Here is a 23,279-nt window from a genome sequence, read left to right on the forward strand (position 1 = left end):
CGAACAGCCATTTCCAATCGCATAGGCAAATGGTTGCATATTCTCGAGTGATGATCTGAATAACTATGGACGATTACTAAGCCAGAAGACGGAGAGAGGTAGGCGAATGGAGGCAATATGTCTAACTACGGCTTCATTTTTTCCGTTAATGTTTATTCAGAGAGCATCTCATTCGAAAAGGCTGCGGGCAAAATTACTGTTCATGTATATTCTAGTCAGTGGTGATTAGAACGGCGTGTTTAAAGGGGGAATGAGGCCAAGCTTTAGGTCGATGTCGTTACTAGAAGTAACTTGAAATTGATCCATCAGATGGTCGTATTTACATGTGAGGTCGAGTGGTATTTGCAACGAGCAGATGTATAATTGTACAAATAATAAAAAGCCCTGTCCGTTTCAATCGCAGAAACAGGTCAGGGCTATTGTTTGCATTAACGCTTATTTATCGCTGTTCTTCAACAAAGGTGCGAATCGCATATAGGTGATGGCGCGCCACAGCCATTCCATCGGTCCCATCTTGAAGAATCGAAGCCAAGCCAAGCTGAACACAATTAATATAAGATGAACCACGAGACAAATGTAAAATGTTTGTACATACGTGATGGTGTCGGATTGCTGAAGCCATTGAGCAGCTAGCAAAATAAGTGCAGTCTGGCTTAAGTAATTCGTCAACGCCATACGGCCATAATATTTTAACGGTGCTAGTAACGTTCGAATCGTTTTCATTTGCAACAATAGTATCAAAATACCGACAAATGCCGCGGATACGATTGGACCAATCATAATACCGATGCTCAAAAATTGATTAACTTGTAGGAGGTGAGGATCGAGATCGCCTCCTATCATATATGGGAAAAACGGTTCGGCTGGAAGGTACTGAAACTGATACCATAGGCCAGCTGCTGAGAGCAGCAGCATAATAAGCGCAAATGCCCATACCTGTTTCTGCAAGTTAGCAAGTCGTTCAAATATACGATACTGACCGACTGCGAGTCCTAATAAAATTAACGGGAACGTAAGCATCAACTTACTACCTATGTAGCCAAATACGGTAATACCAACGATGGCAATGATTAAGTTGATCTGCTTAGGCAGTTTGTAAAAAGGAATGAGAAGTAGCCCGCAGATCGCATACAGCGCTAAGGCTTCACCCGGCTGGAACATTTGATGAATAAACCCAATCGCAAATAATGCGGCGATACGACGAAGGAACAAGATGTATCCATTGTTGCCTTTTGCTAATGCTCTTGTAATAAAAATGTAAAAACCAACACCGAACAAGAACGAGAATATCGAATAGAATCGTCCTTCTACAAATAAATAAAGAAAACGCTGATAAGCTGCATCATGCGAGTTCACAGCAGGCAGTTCAGGGAGCATCATACTAATAATATTCATAAAGATAATGCCGATTAATGCAAATCCACGTAAATAATCAAGGATATCAATTCTTTGCTGTAATTGTGTGTTTTCCATAAGACAACTCCTTAAATCCATTAACTACTTGGTTTATTATAGAAGGATAGTCTTATGGTTCCCATTGATTTTACTTTCAGTAGTGTGACAACCTTGTAAGGAAACCAAGGAATAGAGCATCGTACAGTGAATTGTACATGACGCTCCATTTTTGCTGTAATTGGTAAATTTGATTATGCTTATATTAGAATTACACGGTTGTTCCCGAAAGTAGAAGATTGACTAATCGTGAGTAATTTCAGTCTGCATGCTTTTGCTTTTCTCTCCGTTCGATCTTTTCACGCTGTAATATCTCATTGCACGAGGTATCCCTTTAATCTCAAGCATACCGCTGTATATTAATTCGCGCAGTCGATATTCGAAATAACTGTCGTTGACATATTGTTCTGCCGAGACTAATGCTTGACCGATAACGCGGGCCGACTTTATGAAGTTATATTCATCTTGCGCTTGATGCAGCTGCTCTACCGTTTGGAGCAAGCAAGCATCATAGTAGTCTACGGGTACATTTGCAACTTTTCCGTCTTTTATAACTCGTAAATTGCCGGTATCTTCTGAAAGCACCCGCCATTCTTGTTCCAATCTCCGTCTTTCCTCAACATCAATAGGCGAATAGGTTAGGCTATGTTCAAGAATAGTTGGCAACTTATCCATATGTAATTCTCCGGAATAATACGATGCATTGTGTGTGGGGGGCGTATGAAATAACTGTTGCTTCATCTCTACGGCGTCACATAGAACAACATGGTTCGATTTATCGCGCAGCAAATAAATCGCATATCGCAATCCGCTCTGCTCGTGTGCATTGTTTGCTCCCCATACATAGACAGAGCCAGTGGGAGGAATTCGCTCAAACTGCTGCATCAAGTGTTCATTAGAACGGAAAATAGAATCTCTATCGTCATCATCTCCAGGATGAATATGATCCTGCAGCCATTCCCATCTGCGCATTAATCCTTCTCTTTCATGAAAGTGCCACAATGGACCATACGCGAAATGATCACGCAAGCAAATGAGTTTATCGCTGTGCTCTCGACCTAATTCACGTAATGAATTTTTCATACTCCCAGCAAATGAATCGCCTACAACAATATGTACTCGTTCACATTCTTCAGTCGGTTCCCAACTATGAGCCTCAGGAGGAGTCAACATTTCTTCATAGATTTGAAAGAGCTTATCACAGCACTCCTCTTGCAAATGTTGTTCCTGCTTCAAAGTCTCCACGATTGCCATTACTTGCATGAGATAAAGCTTGCTTTCTTGCTCCGGTTGAGACCTGATTACACCTACTATTGCTTTTTTTGGCAGCTGAATGATAGACACTTCCTCTCCTAAACGAGGGTTTCCTTGCATAACTATATATAAAAAAATTCCAATATTTTGTCCTGTTATGTAAATGTTCACACGAAGTTATGTATAGGATTATGTATTAAAATGTTATCAAAGTCTATAGTGACAGAGCTAAAAAGTATAAAAAAGCGTACGTTTATACATTTTTATGTCATTAATATTAAGATTTGATTAAATATTGATTTTCGAGTAAAAAGGATCTTGAGGAAGAAAATGCCTGTAAAATAGGGATGTATTCGTTTTCTTGAAAATTAATGCGGTTTTACTTTCTAAAATCAAATGAGTAGTTTGATAGTAGTGGTGAAATTTACCTAATTCTTGGCAGGGTGAGGTGGACGAGTCCTAACAGCAAGTAGGAACAGCATGTGCGGTTATCGTTAGAAAATAGAGAAAAAGGAGTGAGAGACTTGTCATATTTTCTTTATGTAACGACTATTACTTTTTTAGTATTTCAAACGCTATATACCTTCATTCCCCTTTTTGCTAGCAAAGTAAAGAAACTTAAGCCTAAGCTTACTGAAAAGTCGATATCTGTACTTGTACCTGCTTATAACGAGGAACTTACGATAAAAAACTGTATTGATGCGGCGCAAGGAATACGTTATAAAAACTATGAACTTATCATCATTAATGATGGCTCAACTGACCGAACTTTATCGAAGCTTGATGAGTTGTTGGACTTGCAAATTTACCGTCGTAAACCCGACGAGCGACTAGCATATCAACCGATTAAGCAAATGTACAGGTCAAAGAAACATCGCAATATTTATGTCCTCGATAAACATAATGGTGGTAAAGCGGATTCATTGAACGCAGGAATTGACTGTGCTCATGCAGATATTGTTATCACTCTAGATGCTGATAGCATGTTGGAAGTTAACTCCCTTAAATATGTGAATCAATATTTTCATGATCCAGAAGTTGTCGCAGTAGGGGGCACTGTTAAAATTGTGCAAGGTGCTGAGAAAAAGAATGGTGTCATTTTTGAAAGATTTACAGGGAGAGGGATTATTAAAAGTCAGATTATTAGCTATATTCACGGTTTCTACGTACGAAAGTTAACACAATCCGTTTTTAATTCGATTGTTGTCATCTCCGGCGCTTTTGGTGCCTTCTACAAAGACTTATTAATGGAAGTCAATGGTTTTCGCAGTACAGTAGGTGAAGACATTGATATAACGCTCAAAATTCACGAATATTTGAAAGCTAATAACCTCAAGAAACGTCTCGTCTATGCACCTGAAGCGGTGTGCTACACCGAATGCCCTGAAAATATTAAAAACTTCTATAAGCAAAGAATTAGATGGCAAAAAGCATTTATCGATTGCATCTTAATCTATTGGTCGAAGCTGTCTCAGAAATTCAGCTTTGGCGTAAGCATTTTCTTCGCGATCGATGGATTTATTTTAGGAACATTAACGGCGTTTACAACGATCTTCTTTATTCTACAAACGCTGCTTGTTGGCGGTAATTTATTTGTCGCTTTCCTGTTGTTTTTCATGTCTATATTTGTGAATGCGATCCAAATCATTGTCTCGCTATATTTATGCAAAAAATATGGAAGCAATTATACGTGGAAAGATTACATTCGTATGTTTATATTCAGCCAAGTTGAAATCTTTACGTATCGGAACCTGTTAACGTACTTAACAATCGTTGGAACGTTCAAATACTTTGACAATGACGAAGGCTGGGGCTATGTAGAACGAAAAGGTGTAGCTTCTATTAGCTAATGTGTTAACACTTGACTGTGCTATGAACAACTAGGAGGAACGTACAATGGAACCCGCTGCCAAACCTAATCGAATTATATATATAGATATACTCCGGATATTGTCAATTGTTGCGGTTATTGCACTGCACACGACAGCAGATTTATTAATACGATCAACTGACTTCAACTCTGCATCATGGTGGTTCAGTAATATATTAAACTCAATTGCACGGTTCGCCGTACCCGTGTTTTTTATGATCAGTGGAGCAATGATGCTTAAGGTTCATGTCACATCCTATCGTACTTTTTACAAGAAAAGAATTTTACCGCTATTTCTCGCCTTGTTGAGTTGGTCAATCATTTATGACCTTTACAATCAATTTTACATCATAAAATATGAACTAACATGGTGGGAGTATGTCACAGGGTTCGGCTATCGATTGATTATGAATCAGAACTATGTCCATCTATGGTTTCTTTATGTAATTATCGCTATCTATATGACGGTCCCATTAATAAGTAAGTTGGTAAAAGTATGCAGCGAGAAAGACTTGAGATATTTCATCATTGGATGGTTTTCGATTAGTATCGTTTATCAGTTTGTCACTGAAACGGTACTTCGAGTGACAGGCCAATCTATTTATATTATTAGTATGAATATACCTCTGTTTACGGGTTTCCTCGGATACTTCGTTCTCGGCTACTACTTATTCCATTATGAACTGCCTCAACGGGTAAAACATGTTTTGTTTAATATCGGTGTTGCCTCCTTTTTTATTACTCCAATAGCAACTTATTTTGTATCCCAACACAAGGGCTCATTGGATGAAATGTTCTATGGCAACTTTTCAATACCGACATTTTTTATGGCTGTCGCGGTTTATCTTTACTATCAGGAAAAGGAAACCTCAATGAATGAGAATCTCAATCATAAAATTCAAACCGTAATCGGTTCTTTATCCAAAGCAAGCTTTAGTATTTACTTAATTCACTTGCTCGTGGAACTGGCCATTTCTCGAAAAATCGAAGTAGATGCCTCCTTATTGCGGGTAAGTGCCAGTTTGTTATTCAATGTTGTTGCTATATTTCTAATCAGTTACGTAACTGTCAAAGTACTGCATCTCAATAAATACGTAACCAAGCTGCTGTTTGGTGGAAGAGGGTAACCGAGCATGAAAGTTAGCATCTATACGAAAATATTTATCGCCTTATTAGTAATTGGGATGAGTACTTACATGTATATTACTAACACGAAAGATGAAAAGGTGACTGCAGCCTATATCCCGATTTATAAGACGATTGATGAAACACAGTTGGATTACGTCGACATTGCTTATATTTCCTTTGCGAATATTGATAAAAATGAAATTTATTTTAGCAAAGACAAAAATGCTGACGAAGAGATAAAAAACACGATTAAAAGATTGAAGCAGGAACATCAAAAGACACGATTTGTGCTTGGAGTAGGTGGTTATGCAGTTGACGGATTCTCTGATGCATCGCTTGATGAGAACCGTAGTGAGTTTACTGATAACATTATTAATATGGTTAAAGAACTCGGTCTGGACGGGGTTGAAATTGATTGGGAGTACCCGGGGTACGATGCCTGGAACACGCAAAAGGCACGTGACATTGATACGGTGAACTTTACAAGTCTGATAAAAGAACTTAGAGAGAAGCTGGACAAGCTTCCAAAGAAGAATAAGAACTACTTGCTTAGCTTCGCCGCAGGTACACAGGAATGGTATTTTACAAATGTAGAGGTTAAAAAGGTAGAGCCGTATGTCGATTATATCAATGTTATGAGCTATGACTTAACAGGTGAATGGTCGGATACAACCGCCTATAATGCCAATCTTTACGTTGACTCAAAAGGGATAGCAACGAACAGTGTCGATGAAGTTATGAATCGTTATTTAGCGCATCAAATTGACAGCAAGAAAATACTAATGGGGATCCCTGCTTATTCCTATGGCTGGAAAAATGTACACAGAGATAAGGAAAAACAGCTGCAGGGGCTATATACGGTTGGGTACCCAATTGATATCGACAAGTTCGATATTAGCTATAAGTCACTTGTCTCTACATTTATGGATAAGCAAGGGTATAAGCGTTACTATGATGATAAAGCAAAAGCAGCATATTTATACAATGGGGATATTTTTATTACGTACGAGGATAAGCAAGCACTGGAAGCAAAAGTGAAATACATTCAAGAGAAAAACTTAGGCGGCGCGATGGTGTGGGAATACTCTCACGATGCCCAGGATGGGATTATGAAATACTTGTTCGACCATCTAGATTAAAATGTGAAAAAAGGTTGAACATTGGTGGCTGTTTCCCTGTGAGGGAATGGCCACTATCTTTATCAGACGTGGATTTTTCGGGGATTGGGGCTACGTGAAAATGATGGATGGAATGCTTGATCATATGCCCCAAAAGATATATGCTCTAGGAGCATTCTTATCATTGCATATGGAATTGGGGCTTTATCACGATTATAGGATGTTCCTCAGCTAGAATTACATAGTGAACGTGCCCCATAAATTAATGGAGGTGGAGTAAGTGGCACGCGTTTTGTATGTTACGATTCCAGCAGAAGGTCACGTGAATCCAACAGTAGGATTGGTGAAGCAGCTAGTCGACAACGGAGAAGAAGTTGTTTACATGAACGTAGAACCATTTCGGCATAGGCTGGCCCAGACAGGGGCGGAATTCCGAGCCTATCCAATCAATGAACAATTATTTGTAGAACTTGGCCTTAGTCCAACAGAATTTACACATCCACATCAACTCACCGAATTTATACTCAGAGGTATGATTGAACCTATTATTCCTGAAGTCTTGCGTTTAACTGAAAATGATTCCTTTGATTACGTCATTGTTGACTCCTTATTTGGTTGGGGCGGTGCTCTATTAGGAGAGAAGCTAGGTATCCCACTAATTTGTTCTGCTACAAACTTTGTATTTGATAAGCCTGTAAGCCATGTTATTAAAATGAAAGAATCCGACGAGAACTTCGATGCTGAAGCATTATGCGAGAGATTAACGAATACAGCGGAAAGAGTTGCATTAGCTTGCAATGTGACTGTACCTGCTTTAGATGATATTACACGCCAGTACGGCCAACAGAAAGTCGTATTTACTAGCCGCTATTTCCAACCCGAATCGGAAAAGTTTGACGATAGCTACATTTTTACCGGTCCTTCCATTTCACCGCGCCCTGATGATCCATCTTTTCCATTTGACCAACTTCGCTCGCAATATAACAAAGTCGTCTATATTTCCATGGGCAGTATTTTGAACAAAGATATCGAATTCTATAAACTTTGCTTTGAGGCTTTTAAAGATATACCAGCTCAATTTGTACTTGCTAGTGGCAGAGCTACAGATATTACGGCGCTCGATGATAGCATTCCAAATAATTTCATCATACAGCCTTATGTTCCTCAATTGGAAATTCTGCAACGAGCAGATGCTTTTGTGACACATGCGGGCATGAACAGCGCAAGCGAAGCATTGTATTATGATGTTCCACTCGTTGCGATTCCATTAAGCTCCGATCAGCCGATTGTGGCGCAGCAAGCAGAACATTTAGGAGCAGGAATCACATTAGACAAGGATAGCCTTACTCCTGAAACGCTAAAGCTTGCTGTCTTAAAAGTGCTGAACAATCCAATTTATAAACAGCGTGCGAAGATGGTTGGTGACTCTTTCCGCAGTGCTGGTGGATATCAAGAGGCTGCTGATCGTATTATGTCTCTATTTTCGAAAGTATAGTGAAATAACAAGAAATGCTATATTTGATCATAACGGTGGCTGTCCCCTAATTGGGATGGCCATTCTATCTGTCAACAATTGCTATACTAGAAAATGGAGCATAGCGAACAATTCATAGTGATAAGCTTGATCATCGTTACAACCTGATCTATCATAATATGGTGGCTATTTACATTGAAGTGCTAGAAAAATGGGAGACTTGCTCACGAATAGATTTGGTATTACAACATGATATGCAGAAGTGAACTTGCCCCATACATTGATGGAGGTGGAGTAAGTGGCACGCATACTGTATGTAAACATTCCTTCAGAAGGTCATGTTAATCCGACAATAGGGTTAGTGAAGGAGCTAGTCGACAACGGAGAAGAAGTTGTCTATCTGTGTACGGAGGGTTATAGGAAGAGGATTCAACAGACTGGGGCAGAGTTTCGAGCCTATCAAGTAAATGAAAATTTATTTGATGAACTTGGTTTTACGCCTACAGAAGCGAGGCATCCGCTTCAATTCGTCGATTTTATTCTCCGTGGCATTATTGAGCCCCATGTCCCTGAAATATTGAGACTTGTGCAGAATGAATCATTTGATTACTTTATTTATGATTCGATGTTCGGCTGGGGTGGATCTATTTTAGAAGAGAAACTTGGAATCCCAGCAATATGCTCGATTACACATTTTGTTTTTACGGAACCGCTGGAACTCGAAGAATCCGCAGATGATCATGGCGACTTGGATATTGAAGCGCTGCATAAACGGACAACAAGTACGTTAGAGAGAATTGCCAATACGTATCAAGTGACCGTTCCAGCGATTGAACAAGTATTTTTCCATCATGGTGTAAGTAAGCTAGTGTTTACGAGTCGCTATTTCCATCCAGATGCGGAAAAGCTTGATGATAGCTTTATATTAACGGGACCTTCCCTTACTCCTCGTCATGACGCTCCTGAATTTCCATTTGAATTGCTTCGATCCCGATATGAGCAAGTCGCATACATTTCTATGGGCACCATTTTGAATAAAGATGTGGAGTTTTACAAGCTATGTTTTGAAGCCTTTCAAGATGTTCCGGTTCAATTTGTATTATCTTGCGGCAAAGACACCGATCTAGATCCAATTGGGGACTCTATCCCTCATAACTTCATCATCGAACCTTATGTTCCGCAATTAGAAGTTCTGCAGCAAGCGGATGCCTTTATCACCCATGCGGGTATGAATAGCACAAGCGAAGCGCTCTATTATCAGGTACCGCTTGTTACGATCCCATTAAGTTCGGATCAACCGATTGTGGCCAAGCGGGTAGAGGAGTTAGGTGCAGGAGTTACACTGGACAAGAACAATCTTACGCCTGAAGGTTTAAGATCCGCGCTGCTTTCAGTTCTGCAAGATCCTTCTTATAAAAAGAATGCGAAGCAAATCGGGGAATCCTTCCGCGAGGCTGGTGGTTATAAAGAAGCTGCGAATCGCATTTTATCTTTATTTTCGAAAGTATAGTTGCAATTAAAAAACAGACGATGGCTGTTTCCTTTTGAGGGGAACGGCCATTTTTATTTTAAATCTGCCTTGTTATGTAAGCTACAATGCGCATAAAGGGTCGTAGCTTGATCCTTCATTCAACCTGATCTATCATTATATGGTGGCTATTGCCATTGAGTTGCTTAAGAAACATGGGGACTTGCTCACGAATGGAATGGAAAGTACAACATGTTATGCAGAAGTGAACTTGCCCCATAAATTATGGAGGTGGAGTAAGTGGCACGCATACTGTATCTAAACCTTCCAGCAGAAGGTCACGTAAATCCGACATTAGGACTAGTGAAGCAGCTTGTTGAGAACGGAGAAGAAGTTGTCTACATGTGTACGGAAGATTATCGGAACAAGCTATCACAGACCGGAGCCCAATTCCTGCCGTTTCAATTGAATGAGGAAATATTTAAAGAACTAGGTTTCAACCCTGCAGAAATCAAACATCCACTGCAATTCACAGAATTTATACTGCGAGGCATTATTCAACCTCATATTTCTGAAATATTGAGGCTTACAGAGAATGAATCCTTTGATTTCGTCCTTTTTGACTCCATGTTTGGCTGGGGAGGTCCTATTATAGCAGAAAAGCTTGGCATCCCATCGATTTGCTCGATCTCCCATTTTGTTATCGCGAATGTACCTGATTTCGAAATGCCAACTGATGCTGTTGATTTGGATATGGATGCCTTACGTGACAGGATAACGAATGCTGCACAGCAAATCGCTGCTGAATATAACGTTGACGTTCCTGCCTTTGAAGATATTTCTCGTCAGATAGGTAAATATAAGCTTATATTTACGAGTCGCTATTTTCAACCAGATGCAGATAAGCTGGATGAGAGCTTTATATTTACTGGATCATCGATTATACCTCGTTCCGATGCTCCTGATTTCCCACTTGAACAACTGCACTCCAAGTATGAGCAAGTTGTATACATTTCGATGGGTACGATTTTGAACAAAGATGTGGAATTTTACAAGCTATGCTTTGAAGCCTTTCAAGATATACCAGCTCAATTCGTATTGTCTTGCGGTAAAGACACGGATTTGGATCCGCTAGGCGATTGTATTCCTCATCATTTCATCATCGAGCCTTATGTTCCCCAATTAGAAATTCTTCAGCGTGCGGATGCTTTCATAACTCATGCTGGTATGAACAGTACAAGTGAGGCTCTGTATTATAATGTCCCGCTTGTGATGATCCCATTAAGTTCCGATCAGCCAGTGGTCGCAAAGCGGGTAGAGGAGTTAGGAGCGGGAATTGCACTGGATAAGTACAACCTTACACCTGAAGTGTTAAAATCGGCGTTGCTCCAAGTGCTCCATGATGCCTCCTATAAGCAGAATGCTAAGCAGATCGGAGATTCTTTCCGCGAAGCTGGCGGTTACCAAGAAGCTGCTAGACGCGTCGTGTCTTTATTTTCTAAAGTGTAGAATAGTGGCTGCCTCCTGAGTGAGGCAGCCGCTTATTTTTATTTGTGAACATTTTCGCAAAATCAACGAAATCAATACGTTTAGTCGGGGTGAACACATTGCTGCTCATGTCAACCTCATTTATCATAGACATATGGTGGTTATTACCATCGTGAAGCTTTACAATCACGGGGGCCAGATCACTGATCATCCTCACATTTTCAGCATGACCATGCAGAAGTGAGCTTGCCTCATCAAATCCTGGAGGTGGAGTAAGTGGCACGCATACTATTTGTTAATATTGCAGCAGAAGGGCACGTTAATCCAACATTAGGGCTAGTGAAAGAGCTTGTTGAACATGGAGAAGAAGTCGTCTATGTGTGTACCGAGGAGTTTCGTAATAAGATTACGTCAACTGGAGCACAGTTTCGGCCGTACACATTAAATGAGCAAGTGCTTGCGGAATTGGGATTTAGTCTTACGGATGTAAAGCACCCGCTGCAGTTTATCGAATATTTGCTTCGTGGACTCATTGAACACCAGGTACCTGAAATTTTGAAGTTGACGAAGGATGATTCCTTTGACTTTATCGTGTTTGACTCTATGTTCGGCTGGGGAGGCTATCTCTTGTCAGAGAAGCTGGGTATTCCATCGATTTGCTCAATCACTCATTTAGTGGTACCTAAAGTGCCTAATCAAGAAATGCCTCCGATTGATACTGGAGATTTTGATGTTGCTGCCTTAATTGAACGGATTATGACAGCTGCTCATCAAATCGCTGCTGAACATAACGTTGATGTCCCTACCATCGAAGATATCGCGGGGAAAATAGGGGAGCACAAGCTCGTGTTTACAAGCCGTTACTTCCAACCCTACGCGGATTTGATTGACGACAGTTATGTATTTACTGGACCCTCCATTGCATCGCGCGAAGATGCACCTGACTTTCCGCTAGAACGCCTTCACTCCAAATATGAACAAGTCGTCTATATTTCCATGGGCACCGTCTTAAATAAAGATGTACAATTTTATAAACTTTGTTTTGAAGCCTTTACAGACATTCCTGCTCAATTCGTATTGTCTTGCGGCAAAGATACCGACTTAAGCGAGCTTACCAATAGCATTCCTCCCCATTTCATTATTGAACCTTATGTTCCGCAATTGGAAATTCTTCAGCGTGCAGATGCTTTTATTACTCATGCTGGCATGAATAGTACAAGTGAAGGGCTATATTACAACGTTCCGCTCGTCATGATCCCGTTAAGTACCGATCAGCCATATGTGGCAGCTCGGGTTCAGGAACTAGGAGCAGGCATTATGTTAGATAAGAATAGCCTAACACCTGAAGTGTTAAAGTCCTCTTTGCTCCAAATACTAACAGATGCCTCATATAAAACGAATGCTGCGAAAATTGGGGACTCTTTCCGAGAAGCCGGTGGTCATAAAGCGGCGGCAAAACATGTTATGACGTTATTTTCTAAAGTATAAAAAGCGGTATGTAGTCCATCCTAATGTACGGAATCTAATTACCTTATGGAAGGATGGATCTGCAATTATGACACAATCAAACGCAAACAGTGGAGTATCAAAAGCTGAAGTTCAATCCACGAAATTAAATAAGTTTCCTGGCGTGAATATTGAAGAAACACAATCTGAATTCGCTTCAGAATTGTCCGCACAAGGTACAGGACTTGGAACGTCACAAGGTGCATCCCAAGGGGCATCTGCTCATATTGCACCAGCGACTGCGGACGAAGATTGAGGCACTCTAACAGCTAATAACACAAGCTATAAACGATGAAGTACAGAAAAGGTATTATTTATTTTTGAAAATAGGGAAGGGCCCTCCGGAGTTTGGAGAGCCCTTTTCATTTGTTGTCAATCTATAGATACAATTTAATTATTCATTGAATGCAAAAAACTAATTTAAATTCACCCACACCGTCTTTACTTCGGTATAGTTATCTAGTGCGTAAGAGCCCATCTCACGACCTAGACCAGACTGCTTATAGCCGCCAAATGGAGCTGCCGCATCAAATACATTGTAGCAGTTCACCCATACTGTTCCAGCTCTGAGTTTAGCGGCCATTTCATGGGCACGCTTCAGATCTTGCGTCCATACGCCTGCTGCTAAGCCGTAATCCGATTGATTAGCCTGCTCGACAAGATCATCGAGTGAGTCGTATGGCAAAGCTGAGATTACTGGGCCGAATATTTCTTCACGTGCTATTGTCATCGAAGGAGCCACATTCGCGAAAATAGTCGGCTCAACAAAATATCCGTGCTCATAAGGAACTCTTCCGCCAGTGAGTAGCTCCGCACCTTCAGAACGTCCTTGATCGATATACCGCTGAACGGTAGAGTGCTGCTCAGCAGATACGAGCGGGCCCATCTCCGTCTTTAAATCAAGCCCCGAACCTAATTTGATTTTCCTTGCAGCAGTGACCAGATCAGAAACGACATTATCATACTGTTTCTTCTGTATGAACAGGCGAGAACCTGCACAGCACACTTGGCCCTGATTGAACATGACGCCTTGGAGTGCGCCAGGTATGGCTTTGCTTAAGTCCGCATCTGGGAAAATAATATTAGGCGACTTGCCGCCCAGCTCCAGTGTTACTTTCTTCACGGTATCTGCTGCATCGCGCATAATAATCTTGCCTACCGAAGTGGAGCCTGTAAATGCGATCTTATCGACCTGAGGATGTCTTACAAGCGGCGCACCAGCCGTCTCGCCATAGCCCGGAATGACGTTGATGACACCTTTCGGGAATCCAGCTTCATGTGCTAATTGTGCTAAATACAGCGCGGATAAGGGTGTCTGCTCAGCAGGCTTCAATACAACCGTACAGCCTGTCGCAAGCGCAGCACCTAGCTTCCACGCTGCCATAAGGAGCGGGAAGTTCCACGGAATAATTTGTCCTACCACACCAACAGCTTCATGTCTTGTATATGTAAAGAATTGATTGCTCGTCGGTATCGTCTGGCCTGTAATCTTCGTTGCCCAGCCTGCATAGTAACGGAAATGCTCAATCGTAAGAGGTATATCCGCCGCCTGTGTTTCACGGAGCGGCTTGCCGTTGTCCAGCGTTTCTAATATCGCTAGTTCTTGTTTATTTTCTTCAATCAAATCAGCAAGTTTATAAATGAATCGACTGCGATCTGCAGGCTTTAAGCGAGACCATTCTCCGTGATCGAATGCTTCTCTTGCCGCTTTTACGGCTCTGTCTACGTCTTCCTCCTGAGCTTCATAAACGCTAGCTAATACATTGCCTGTAGCGGGATTAACAGTCGTGAAAACTTTGTGTTGGGCGGATTCCACCCATTCTCCGTTAATATACAGTTTCTTTGTGCCTTGTAAAAATGCTTGTACTTTCGGATTCACTGTAAGTTGTTCCATGTTATCTTTCGCTCCTTATAGAAAAGATGTCATTTGAACGAATAGGCTGTTTCTGTAAAGACCTACATAAATACTTATTAATTGTTCAAAGGAATCTAGAACGAAATAACTGAAATTACCGTTCAATAATCGTAATACGATTAGCTAACGGCGGTTATCTGCATTTTGAATAAGAAAGCTAACCCTATAATGGAGTTGCGCAGCTTGCTGTGTCTTAAAATGTAACAAGCTTGTACAACACTTTGTCTTAAACCAACTTCCTTGGCATACATATGTAGGCGAGGAGCGTGAATAAGGTGGACAAGAAAGTACAACGATATTATCAACTCAAGCAGCAGCAGAAAGAGATTGAACAAGAACTTACGGAGCTGCGCGGTGAAATACTTAATCATTGCTCGGAGCGGAGCGTTGGTGAATTAGAGTTTAACGATTATAAAGTGAAAATTGTCCGGCAGGAGCGAAAAGAATTTGACGATAACAAGCTGTATGCAGCAGTTGTTGATCCGAGCGTTTGGCGCATGCTGTCCAAAGCTGACCCGTCTAAGATTGCGAGTCTTATCAAATTAAACTTTATCTCCGAGGATAAGATTAAAGATACGTATTCGATTAAACAGATCTCATTGCTTCAAGTGGATAAAAAATAGTTCATACTATATAGGAGAAAAGACGTTTATGGAAGTAGCCTATGGTTACGTGATAGACGTCTTTTTTGTATTCGAGATCGCTGCGGTACTTACTATTCGCAGAAAAGAATTTATTTTCTCGATTTGAGGACATATGTCCTACCTCCCGTGCTCGGTTCTCCTTTTAAATATAATCAAAACCAAATGGGGAGACGGATTCCATGCGAGGGATACTATTTGCAATCATCGGTGGGGCATTTATTACGTTACAAGGAGTAGCGAATGCCCGAATTAGCCAAGACATTGGCAGTTGGCAGGCAGCAACGGTTACGCAATTTACTGGATTTATAACAGCATTGATTATCTTCTTTTTTGTCCGCGACGGAAAATGGCAGAGCTTTAAGCAAGTGCAGCCTGTCTATTTAACAGGTGGTGCTTTAGCGGCGGTGATTATTTTCGGCAACATAATCGCGATACAACAGATAGGTGTTACTTTAACGGTATCAGCCGTGCTTATTGCACAGCTGGGTGTAACTTTTTTGATTGATAGCACAGGAGCGTTCGGCGTAAAGAAACAGAAAATGAGGCTTCCGCAGTTTATTGGTATAGGCATGATGATAGCAGGCGTTATTGTACTCGGAATTTGATAAAATGAGATAGACAAATAGAAAGAGTATAGTAGGTCGGGGGCGGATTGGCATTATGGAAGAAGTAAAGGATCAGGAGCAAATCGAACAATATTTGCAAGCTTACCAAATCAAGCATATTTTTAATGAACCGTTACTGCCGCATTTATCGTTACATCGATTTAAACAGGGAGAATACATTTGTACGCAGGGGGAATCTTCACCCTATGTGTTCATTCTAGTTAAAGGCAAAGTAAAAGTATTTACAACATCAGCTGAAGGAAAAGCGCTCATCATCTCTTTTAAGAAGCCGCTAGAGGTGTTAGGTGAAATTGAATATTTTAGAGGTATTGATTTTCTGAATACAGTGGAGGTCATTTCTCCTGTACTCGCAATCGGCATTCATTATCGTTGGTTGAATAAGTACGGAAGAGATCACGCGCCATTGCTGCAATTTTTACTTGATATTATTACACAAAAATATTGTGTGAAGTCGAATTCGCTGAGCTTTAATTTGATGCATCCTGTTGAAGTTCGACTGGCTAGTTATGTATTGTCGGTTACATCTGATGAGGCTGATGCTCCATATGAAGGGCAAGTGGGTGCCGTCAATTTAAAGGATGCGGCGAACTTAATAGGAACGAGCTATCGACATTTGAATCGAGTCATTAAGCAATTTTGTGCAGAGGGACTAATTGAGCGGGCGAATGGAGGTATTCTCGTTAAAGATAGAGAGGGACTTCGCACGCTAGCTGGAAATAATATTTATGAATAGATGGATGATATATATGGTGAGAGATCACAGCAATATTTAGCAAATGGGAGTGAAATGACGATGATGATAGGTTTGTTATTAGCACTTCTATCTGGTGCGTTGGTCGGCCTGCAAAATATATTTAACAGTAAGGTAAATGAACATACAGGCTCATGGGCGACGACTACCTTAGTATTAGGTATGGGATTTCTAGCTTCATTTGCTTTTGGCCTATTATTTGAAGGCATGAATCTATTTAATTTGGATAATATGGAGCCCTGGTATTGGCTAAGTGGTATGATCGGCGTTGGGGTTGTTGTTAATATTGTAAAGGGGGTTAGATTGCTTGGCCCTACCTATGCTATTTCTATCGTATTAACGTCACAGCTCGTATTTGCGCTGCTATTGGATTCACTTGGCTGGTTAGGATTGGAGCAGGTTCCGTTTACGTTCAAGCAGCTGGTAGGTGTACTCATTATCGTAGCGGGGATTTTGGTTTTTAAATTAAGTGGTGAACGTAACAACCAGCAGATTGCTAAAGCGGTCTGATAGCTATATGATTACTAGCAACATAGGTTATTTGCTGCAGGAGAAGGAGAGAACGGTGTGAAAACATATAAAACATTATTATTTGATGTAGATGATACGCTGTTGGACTTTGGTGCAGCGGAACGATTAGCGCTTCGCTTGCTTTTCGAGGATGAGAACGTCGCGTTAACGGCTGAAATTGAGGCGTATTATAAGGAAATGAACCAACGACTCTGGCGAGCGTTTGAAGAGGGAACGTTGAATCGAGAAGAGGTCGTGAATACTCGCTTTGCCCTTCTTTTTAAAGCGTATGGGATTGAAGTAGATGGTGCTTTACTAGAGCAAAAATATCGCAGCTTTTTAGAAGAGGGACATCAGCTTATTGATGGAGCCTACGAACTGATTCGTCATCTGCACGATAAATATGATTTGTATATTGTGACAAACGGCGTGTCCACAACACAGTATAGAAGATTAACCGATTCAGCTTTATTGCCATATTTCAAATCGGTTTATGTATCCGAAGACACAGGATTCCAGAAGCCGATGAAAGAATATTTTGATTACGTATTTGAGCGTATTCCTCATTTTGCTGCGGACCAAGCTTTAATTATCGGAGATTCGTTAAGCGCGGATATAAAGGGCGGTCAGCTAGCAGGGATCGATACATGCTGGTTCAATCCTGAGATGAAATCGAATGCGTCGAATATTGCACCAACGTATCACATAAAGCAGCTCGATGAGCTCTATCATATTTTGAATGTAGAAAGAGATGTGCTAGTTGCGCGTTAATAAATAGTTAGAAGTTATTAGTTGCGACGCATGTAGTTTAATTGCAGATACTTCGAGGGGGAAATGTATGACCAATAACCTAGTTACCGTAGAGTTAGATGACGTTGTATTTCAATTGCGGGAAGCGCATGATTTCAGCTGGCTGAAGAAGCTAGGACGTGTATTTAAAGTATTCGATCAACAGGATTCAGGCAATATCAGCTTCGGTATTGAACGAAACGGTGAACAATTGTTTGTTAAGTATGCAGGTGCAAGGACGGAGCATTATACGGGTGAATCAGAGGCCGCGGTTGCTAATTTAAAAGCTGCTGCTCAGTTATATGAGGAATTGAGTCATCCGGCTCTAATTAAACTTATAGAACACTTTGAAGCGGGCTCCGGATATGCCACCGTATTTGAATGGATCGAGGGAGAGTCGCTGCATCCTCACTGGTCTTTTCCTCCTCCGTTGAAGTACACACATCCAGATTCTCCGTGCTATCGTTTTAAACAATTATCAATCGAGATGAGACTTGCCTCGTTAGATCGCATTTTTGATTTTCATGTACATATGGAGCGTAAAAACTATGTCGCGGTTGATTTCTATGATGGAAGTTTAATTTATAACTTTACTACTAACGAGATGAACATTTGCGATATCGATTATTATCATAAGAAGCCGCTAATCAATACACTAGGTACGTTCTATGGCTCCAAACGGTTTATGTCGCCTGAAGAATTCATATTGGGTGCGCCTATAGATGAAAGAACAAACGTATTTACGATGGGAGCGATGGCATTTGCCTTGCTAGGTGGTGAACTAGATCGCTCATTCTCTAAGTGGGATGCTGGCAGAGAACTGCATGAGGTTGCATTGCTTGCGGTGAGCGAAGATAGAGCACTAAGATATGCGAATGTAGCGGTGTTAAAGGAAGCCTGGGACACCGCACTAAAAAATGTTGACTAGGTCCAACGTTTCTGTGATAGTAGCTAATAACCTCTAGCATTGATCTATACAAATGCTAATGCCAACAATCTATTTTAGATTCATCTGCAGGTTCTATATCGTAGAGCGAACGGAGGAACTAGGTATGAAAACGATAGGTCTCATCGGCGGTATGAGCTGGGAATCTTCCGCACAATATTACCGTATCATCAATGAACAAGTGAAACAGAGGCTAGGTGGGCTGCATTCCGCAAAGTGTATCATGTACAGTGTTGATTTTGATGAAATTGCTCGCTTTCAGTCAAATGGTGACTGGGAAGGTGCAGGGGAGCATTTAGCCAATGCTGCAGAATCCCTACAGCGTGCAGGAGCAGATTTTATTTTGATTGGTGCCAATACGATGCACAAAGTTGTTGAAGCAGTTGAGGCGAGGATTACAATTCCTGTCCTCCATATTGCAGATGCGACTGCCAATCAGATTCAAAAGGCAGGTCTAAAAAAGGTAGGGTTACTAGGTACGAAGTATACGATGGAAGAAGACTTTTTGATAGCACGAGTAGAGTCGCATGGGATTGAAGTGAGCGTACCGGAAAAAGCAGATAGGCAAAGGGTTCACAACATTATTTATGAAGAGTTGTGCCGAGGTGAATTCAGGAAAGAATCTAAGGACTACTATATTGGTGCGATGAAAAAGCTAATTGATGACGGTGCAGAGGGAATTATTTTGGGCTGTACGGAAATCGGGCTGCTAGTAACATCCGATGATATTGATATTCCATTATTTGATACGGCATTTATTCATGCGTTAGAATCAGTAAAAATGGCTTTGGAAGTAGAGTAGCAGGGCTGCTAGCGCTAGATGAACAAACTACATAATTTACAGGGTAACGAAGGGCAGTTCATATTAAGAAAATTAATATGTGCTGTCCTTTTCTATAAAGAAAACTCATGATAAGGGCAGGTGGATGAAGTCGCTTATGGTAGATGGCTTCTAGGTAGAGAGATCGTAGATTATATACATTAGAGAGTTGAATCTGCATCGTGTTTGATTCGAGCCCACTTAAATTAGATTCTCCTCTTTGCAGGCACATGCAGAATCAATCTGTATGTCTCAACGTAAAGGGGATTTGTAATAGAAAAAAGAACGGGGCCCTCTTTATTTGGAGGTGTCCCGTTCTTTCTATGTGGAGAATTTCTATGTTATTATATTGACCCTTCTAATGGGAACAACAAAGCTGACTGTGGTGCCTTCTCCGAGCGTGCTGCTGATGTCCAAGCCGCTTCCATAAGCCTGTTTCAATCTCCGATCTGTATTGATGAGCCCAATGCCAGACTTGCGATTGATAGCAGGATCCAGCAGCATGTGTACTGTCTCTTCTTTCATGCCAATCCCATTGTCTCGGATGGAGATGTTCACACCATCTGGAGAGGAAGCAATTTGAATGGTAATCGTCCCGCCATTTATACGTTTCATGATCCCATGTCGTACCGCATTTTCAACGATCGGCTGAATGCAGAGAGGAGGGATGTGAATATTTACGCTATCATCTATTTCCCATTGAACTTGCAATCTGTCTTCAAATCGTTCCTTCTCAATATATAAATAAGAATGGACAATAGAGAGTTCATGTTCTAGCGGTACTAATCGCTTGGCATTTAAAGAATCATAACTTGCACGCAAGTAGTGACCGAACTCTTCCAGCAGTGCTCGCATTCTGTCCACGTCAATATCACTTAATGCGGCAATCGAATTTAGCGTATTGAATAAGAAGTGAGGTTGAATTTGCGCTTGCAGCCAAGCGGCCTCCATCTTCAGTCTTTCATTTACAGAATGCTTAAAGTCGGTTAAAGCACGTACTCTCGATCTCAGTTCCATCGAATCCATTGGTTTAATTACATAATCATTTGCCCCAGCGAGGAATCCAGTCTCAATGTCAATTTGAGCGCTTCGTGCTGTCAGCAGCAGGATAGGAAGCTCCGAAATGGAATATCGCTTTCGAATAAGACGTGTCAGTTCATAACCAGAAACCCCTGGCATCATCACATCAGCAATGACAAGATCTATTTCATTTAACTGGATGATAGATAGTGCCTCATTAGCGCTTGCAGCCGTTATTACTTGATAATGCTCTGCTCGCAAAATTCGGGCAAGAATATCTAAGTTCAAGGAGTCGTCATCAACTGCCAGCACGGTAATGCCACCACCTCGATCTTGATGTTGGTCAACAAGCTGACTTGAGACAGCAGCTTCATTGACAGAAGCCTGTGCAGATGTGGGATTCAAACTATCAATGATTTCACAAGAATCAATAAGTCCACTGACCGCGTCATTATTGTGACTGTCCACTGTCTTCTCAATCTGAGCAGCTTCATCAAGTGCTGCGAGCGACAACGTAAAGGTAAATGTAGAACCTTCTCCTAGTTTGGAGTGCAATTCAATCGTGCCACCATGCAGCTCAACAAGCTGCTTCGTAATATGCAGACCTAATCCTAGTCCGCTGGCCGAGCTACCTTTTCCTTGTTCGTAGGGTAAAAATAGCAGGTGCTGTATATTTTCTTCAATACCAATTCCAGTATCGACAACATGTATATACGCTTTATTTCCCCGGACCTCTGCTCGTACAGAAATCGTTCCTTCACTCGTATGTTTGATCGCATTATGAAGCAGGTTGAACAATATTTGTATGAGTCGTCCTTCATCAGCAAGCAGCTTCGGAAATGAACTCGGAATTTCATTGATAAGACGGACAGGCTTGGCAGCTGTCATATATTTCAGCATATCCATGACACCCGATACGACCGTTTGAATAGTAATTGGCGCCATGTTCAACTGAACGCGTTTCTCTCTTAGGCGAGCAATGTCGAGCAGATCGGTAAGCATGTTCGACATGCGGCGACCGACGGTAACGACGAGTTCCAAATGTTTCGAACTCTCTGTTCCAAGTGTCTCCTTATTTGATTCAAGCACATCTTGCGTCATATTAATAATGCTGTGCAGCGGATTACGCAGTTCATGTGACGTGCTGGCGAGAAATTCGTCTTTTAATGCATGTTCCTTTGTTAGTTGATCGGTTGTACGTGCCAACTGTACGGAAGTGCTGTAATATTTTCTTATCCAATAACCGACAAAAGCCAAGAAAGAAATAATGATATCGATCGGATAATAATACATATCTACGTATCCAGCGTTTTTGGCAATTCCCCATAACAAGTTAGCTGCAATGCAAACGACTCCAATTGCTAAATAAATGGCATCCTCCTTGTTTAGTAGGACATCCTTCATCGCCGCCCAGACGGTAATCAGGAATGGGGTATACAAGATGATTGTGTATACAGGGATGAGCGGCGTTATCAGCTCGATTGGAGCAATGAAAATATACAAGGACATAAGCATGCACATTATCGTTAAAAAGCGTATTAAGCCTGAACGTTTAAATCCAGTAAATAAAGACTTGGACATTTGCAACAGTGCGATGGATGAGCCCAAATAACCTAGAAATTGAATTTTAAGCGACCACCAATAGTCGATATCTACGAACTGAAGCAGCAGCCTATGATCATCCAGCAGTATGGAAATGCTGGTGCTGAACGATAAGAGGGCGAAGTATACTAAGCCTTTTATTCGTATACCAATCCAATAGACAAGTGCAACGTAGATCGTATGAATGATCATAATGATAAAAACGGTCATTTCCGTTCCAAGCGCAATCCACATTTTTTTCTGAACCGCATTGCTTGGGCCAAGTGTAATACCTTGTGTAATCCCTCCTGAATATGTATTTTCATAGTTGGCCACATGAATGAGAATATCTACGACTTCACTATCAGTCTGAAAGTTTGCGATGTAAGGGACACCCCAAGGTGAATACAAATCAGCTGAAGCTGCGGGTTTCCCAGAATGAGCGATTCGTTTGCCATTTATAAATACCTCTGAAGAGGTTGGCAATGCAGGAATATGCAGACCGTACATTCGGTCATCACTTCTATCCATCAAAACGCGCAATTGATAACTTCCATAACCTTGTGGACTTCCTTGCGGCGGTGTATGTGCGTCACTCCAGTTTCCCGGTACATCGATATATTCCGCCTCTGGTATCTGCTTTGGTGAACTTGGGTCAAGTAATTCGTTCGGATACCATTCCCACTCTCCATTTAACTTTAAGCTCCCATTTTGCTCAAAGTCCCAATTTCGCAAATCAAATTGGCCTTTAACGGCTATCGGCTGATTTGGAGTGGAGAGTGCGTACAGCCACACGAGCCGAATGCCTGTAATGGCAACTAAAAATAAACAAAGAATCATTACATTTTTTCTAATTTTCATCATAATTCTTTTAATTCGACAGAAACATAACGCTTCCTGCACTCGTATTCTCTTATAT

Annotated in this window: 19 protein-coding genes; 15 read left to right on the forward strand and 4 right to left on the reverse strand. The window is 41.2% G+C overall.

Features of this window, described 5'->3' with window-relative positions:
- Positions 1-435: 435 nt before the first annotated feature.
- Both NQ117_RS01045 and NQ117_RS01050 read right to left on the reverse strand, forming a co-directional pair.
- Positions 436-1,473 carry a DUF418 domain-containing protein gene (locus tag NQ117_RS01045; protein ID WP_258276178.1) on the reverse strand — a complete coding sequence of 346 codons (1,038 nt, stop codon included), beginning with the start codon at positions 1,471-1,473 and terminating at the stop codon, positions 436-438.
- Positions 1,474-1,695: 222 nt separating this feature from the next.
- A complete protein-coding gene (locus NQ117_RS01050; RefSeq protein ID WP_258276179.1) occupies positions 1,696-2,796 on the reverse strand; it encodes a DUF1835 domain-containing protein in 1,101 nt (366 codons plus the stop codon).
- 434 nt (positions 2,797-3,230) lie between these two features.
- Between NQ117_RS01050 and NQ117_RS01055 the strand changes: the two genes are divergently transcribed.
- The 8 genes from NQ117_RS01055 to NQ117_RS01090 all read left to right on the forward strand — a co-directional run bounded on the left by NQ117_RS01055 (position 3,231) and on the right by NQ117_RS01090 (position 13,014).
- Positions 3,231-4,556: a glycosyltransferase family 2 protein gene (locus tag NQ117_RS01055; protein ID WP_258276180.1), complete on the forward strand. Its 1,326-nt coding sequence runs from the start codon at positions 3,231-3,233 to the stop codon at positions 4,554-4,556.
- A 46-nt stretch (positions 4,557-4,602) separates the two neighbouring features.
- Positions 4,603-5,703, forward strand: a complete 1,101-nt coding sequence (locus NQ117_RS01060; protein WP_258276181.1) for an acyltransferase — start codon at positions 4,603-4,605, stop codon at positions 5,701-5,703.
- A 6-nt stretch (positions 5,704-5,709) separates the two neighbouring features.
- On the forward strand, positions 5,710-6,843 hold the full coding sequence (locus tag NQ117_RS01065; RefSeq protein WP_258276182.1) for a glycoside hydrolase family 18 protein: 1,134 nt from the start codon (positions 5,710-5,712) through the stop codon (positions 6,841-6,843).
- A 259-nt stretch (positions 6,844-7,102) separates the two neighbouring features.
- Positions 7,103-8,317 carry a macrolide family glycosyltransferase gene (locus NQ117_RS01070; RefSeq protein WP_258276183.1) on the forward strand — a complete coding sequence of 405 codons (1,215 nt, stop codon included), beginning with the start codon at positions 7,103-7,105 and terminating at the stop codon, positions 8,315-8,317.
- 277 nt (positions 8,318-8,594) lie between these two features.
- Positions 8,595-9,806 (forward strand): macrolide family glycosyltransferase, encoded by a 1,212-nt coding sequence (locus NQ117_RS01075; protein ID WP_258276184.1) that lies wholly within the window; start codon positions 8,595-8,597, stop codon positions 9,804-9,806.
- Between the two features lie 258 nt (positions 9,807-10,064).
- Positions 10,065-11,273: a macrolide family glycosyltransferase gene (locus tag NQ117_RS01080; RefSeq protein ID WP_258276185.1), complete on the forward strand. Its 1,209-nt coding sequence runs from the start codon at positions 10,065-10,067 to the stop codon at positions 11,271-11,273.
- A 255-nt stretch (positions 11,274-11,528) separates the two neighbouring features.
- Entirely contained in the window at positions 11,529-12,740 is a 1,212-nt protein-coding gene (locus NQ117_RS01085; RefSeq protein ID WP_258276186.1) for a macrolide family glycosyltransferase, read from the forward strand.
- Positions 12,741-12,807: 67 nt separating this feature from the next.
- The gene (locus tag NQ117_RS01090) at positions 12,808-13,014 is read left to right on the forward strand and encodes a hypothetical protein (protein WP_258276187.1); all 207 of its coding nucleotides are present in this window, start codon (positions 12,808-12,810) and stop codon (positions 13,012-13,014) included.
- A gap of 159 nt (positions 13,015-13,173) precedes the next feature.
- Here NQ117_RS01090 and NQ117_RS01095 read toward each other — a convergent pair whose 3' ends face one another.
- Positions 13,174-14,652: an aldehyde dehydrogenase family protein gene (locus tag NQ117_RS01095; RefSeq protein WP_258276188.1), complete on the reverse strand. Its 1,479-nt coding sequence runs from the start codon at positions 14,650-14,652 to the stop codon at positions 13,174-13,176.
- A 296-nt stretch (positions 14,653-14,948) separates the two neighbouring features.
- Here NQ117_RS01095 and NQ117_RS01100 point away from each other — a divergent pair, with 296 nt between their 5' ends.
- The 7 genes from NQ117_RS01100 to NQ117_RS01130 all read left to right on the forward strand — a co-directional run bounded on the left by NQ117_RS01100 (position 14,949) and on the right by NQ117_RS01130 (position 19,741).
- Positions 14,949-15,296, forward strand: a complete 348-nt coding sequence (locus NQ117_RS01100) for a hypothetical protein (RefSeq protein WP_258276189.1) — start codon at positions 14,949-14,951, stop codon at positions 15,294-15,296.
- A 200-nt stretch (positions 15,297-15,496) separates the two neighbouring features.
- Positions 15,497-15,922: a DMT family transporter gene (locus NQ117_RS01105; protein ID WP_258276190.1), complete on the forward strand. Its 426-nt coding sequence runs from the start codon at positions 15,497-15,499 to the stop codon at positions 15,920-15,922.
- A 55-nt stretch (positions 15,923-15,977) separates the two neighbouring features.
- Complete coding sequence (locus NQ117_RS01110) at positions 15,978-16,676, forward strand: Crp/Fnr family transcriptional regulator (protein ID WP_258276191.1); 699 nt, start codon at positions 15,978-15,980, stop codon at positions 16,674-16,676.
- A 60-nt stretch (positions 16,677-16,736) separates the two neighbouring features.
- On the forward strand, positions 16,737-17,204 hold the full coding sequence (locus tag NQ117_RS01115) for a DMT family transporter (RefSeq protein WP_258276192.1): 468 nt from the start codon (positions 16,737-16,739) through the stop codon (positions 17,202-17,204).
- A gap of 57 nt (positions 17,205-17,261) precedes the next feature.
- Positions 17,262-17,975, forward strand: a complete 714-nt coding sequence (locus NQ117_RS01120; RefSeq protein WP_258276193.1) for a YjjG family noncanonical pyrimidine nucleotidase — start codon at positions 17,262-17,264, stop codon at positions 17,973-17,975.
- A gap of 67 nt (positions 17,976-18,042) precedes the next feature.
- Positions 18,043-18,921 carry a serine/threonine-protein kinase gene (locus tag NQ117_RS01125; protein ID WP_258276194.1) on the forward strand — a complete coding sequence of 293 codons (879 nt, stop codon included), beginning with the start codon at positions 18,043-18,045 and terminating at the stop codon, positions 18,919-18,921.
- Between the two features lie 124 nt (positions 18,922-19,045).
- Entirely contained in the window at positions 19,046-19,741 is a 696-nt protein-coding gene (locus NQ117_RS01130; RefSeq protein WP_258276195.1) for an aspartate/glutamate racemase family protein, read from the forward strand.
- Positions 19,742-20,095: 354 nt separating this feature from the next.
- Here NQ117_RS01130 and NQ117_RS01135 read toward each other — a convergent pair whose 3' ends face one another.
- Positions 20,096-23,224: an ATP-binding protein gene (locus NQ117_RS01135; protein WP_258276196.1), complete on the reverse strand. Its 3,129-nt coding sequence runs from the start codon at positions 23,222-23,224 to the stop codon at positions 20,096-20,098.
- Positions 23,225-23,279: the final 55 nt, after the last annotated feature.

This window comes from Paenibacillus sp. SC116 (assembly GCF_024733555.1).
Lineage (GTDB): Bacteria > Bacillota > Bacilli > Paenibacillales > Paenibacillaceae > Paenibacillus_B.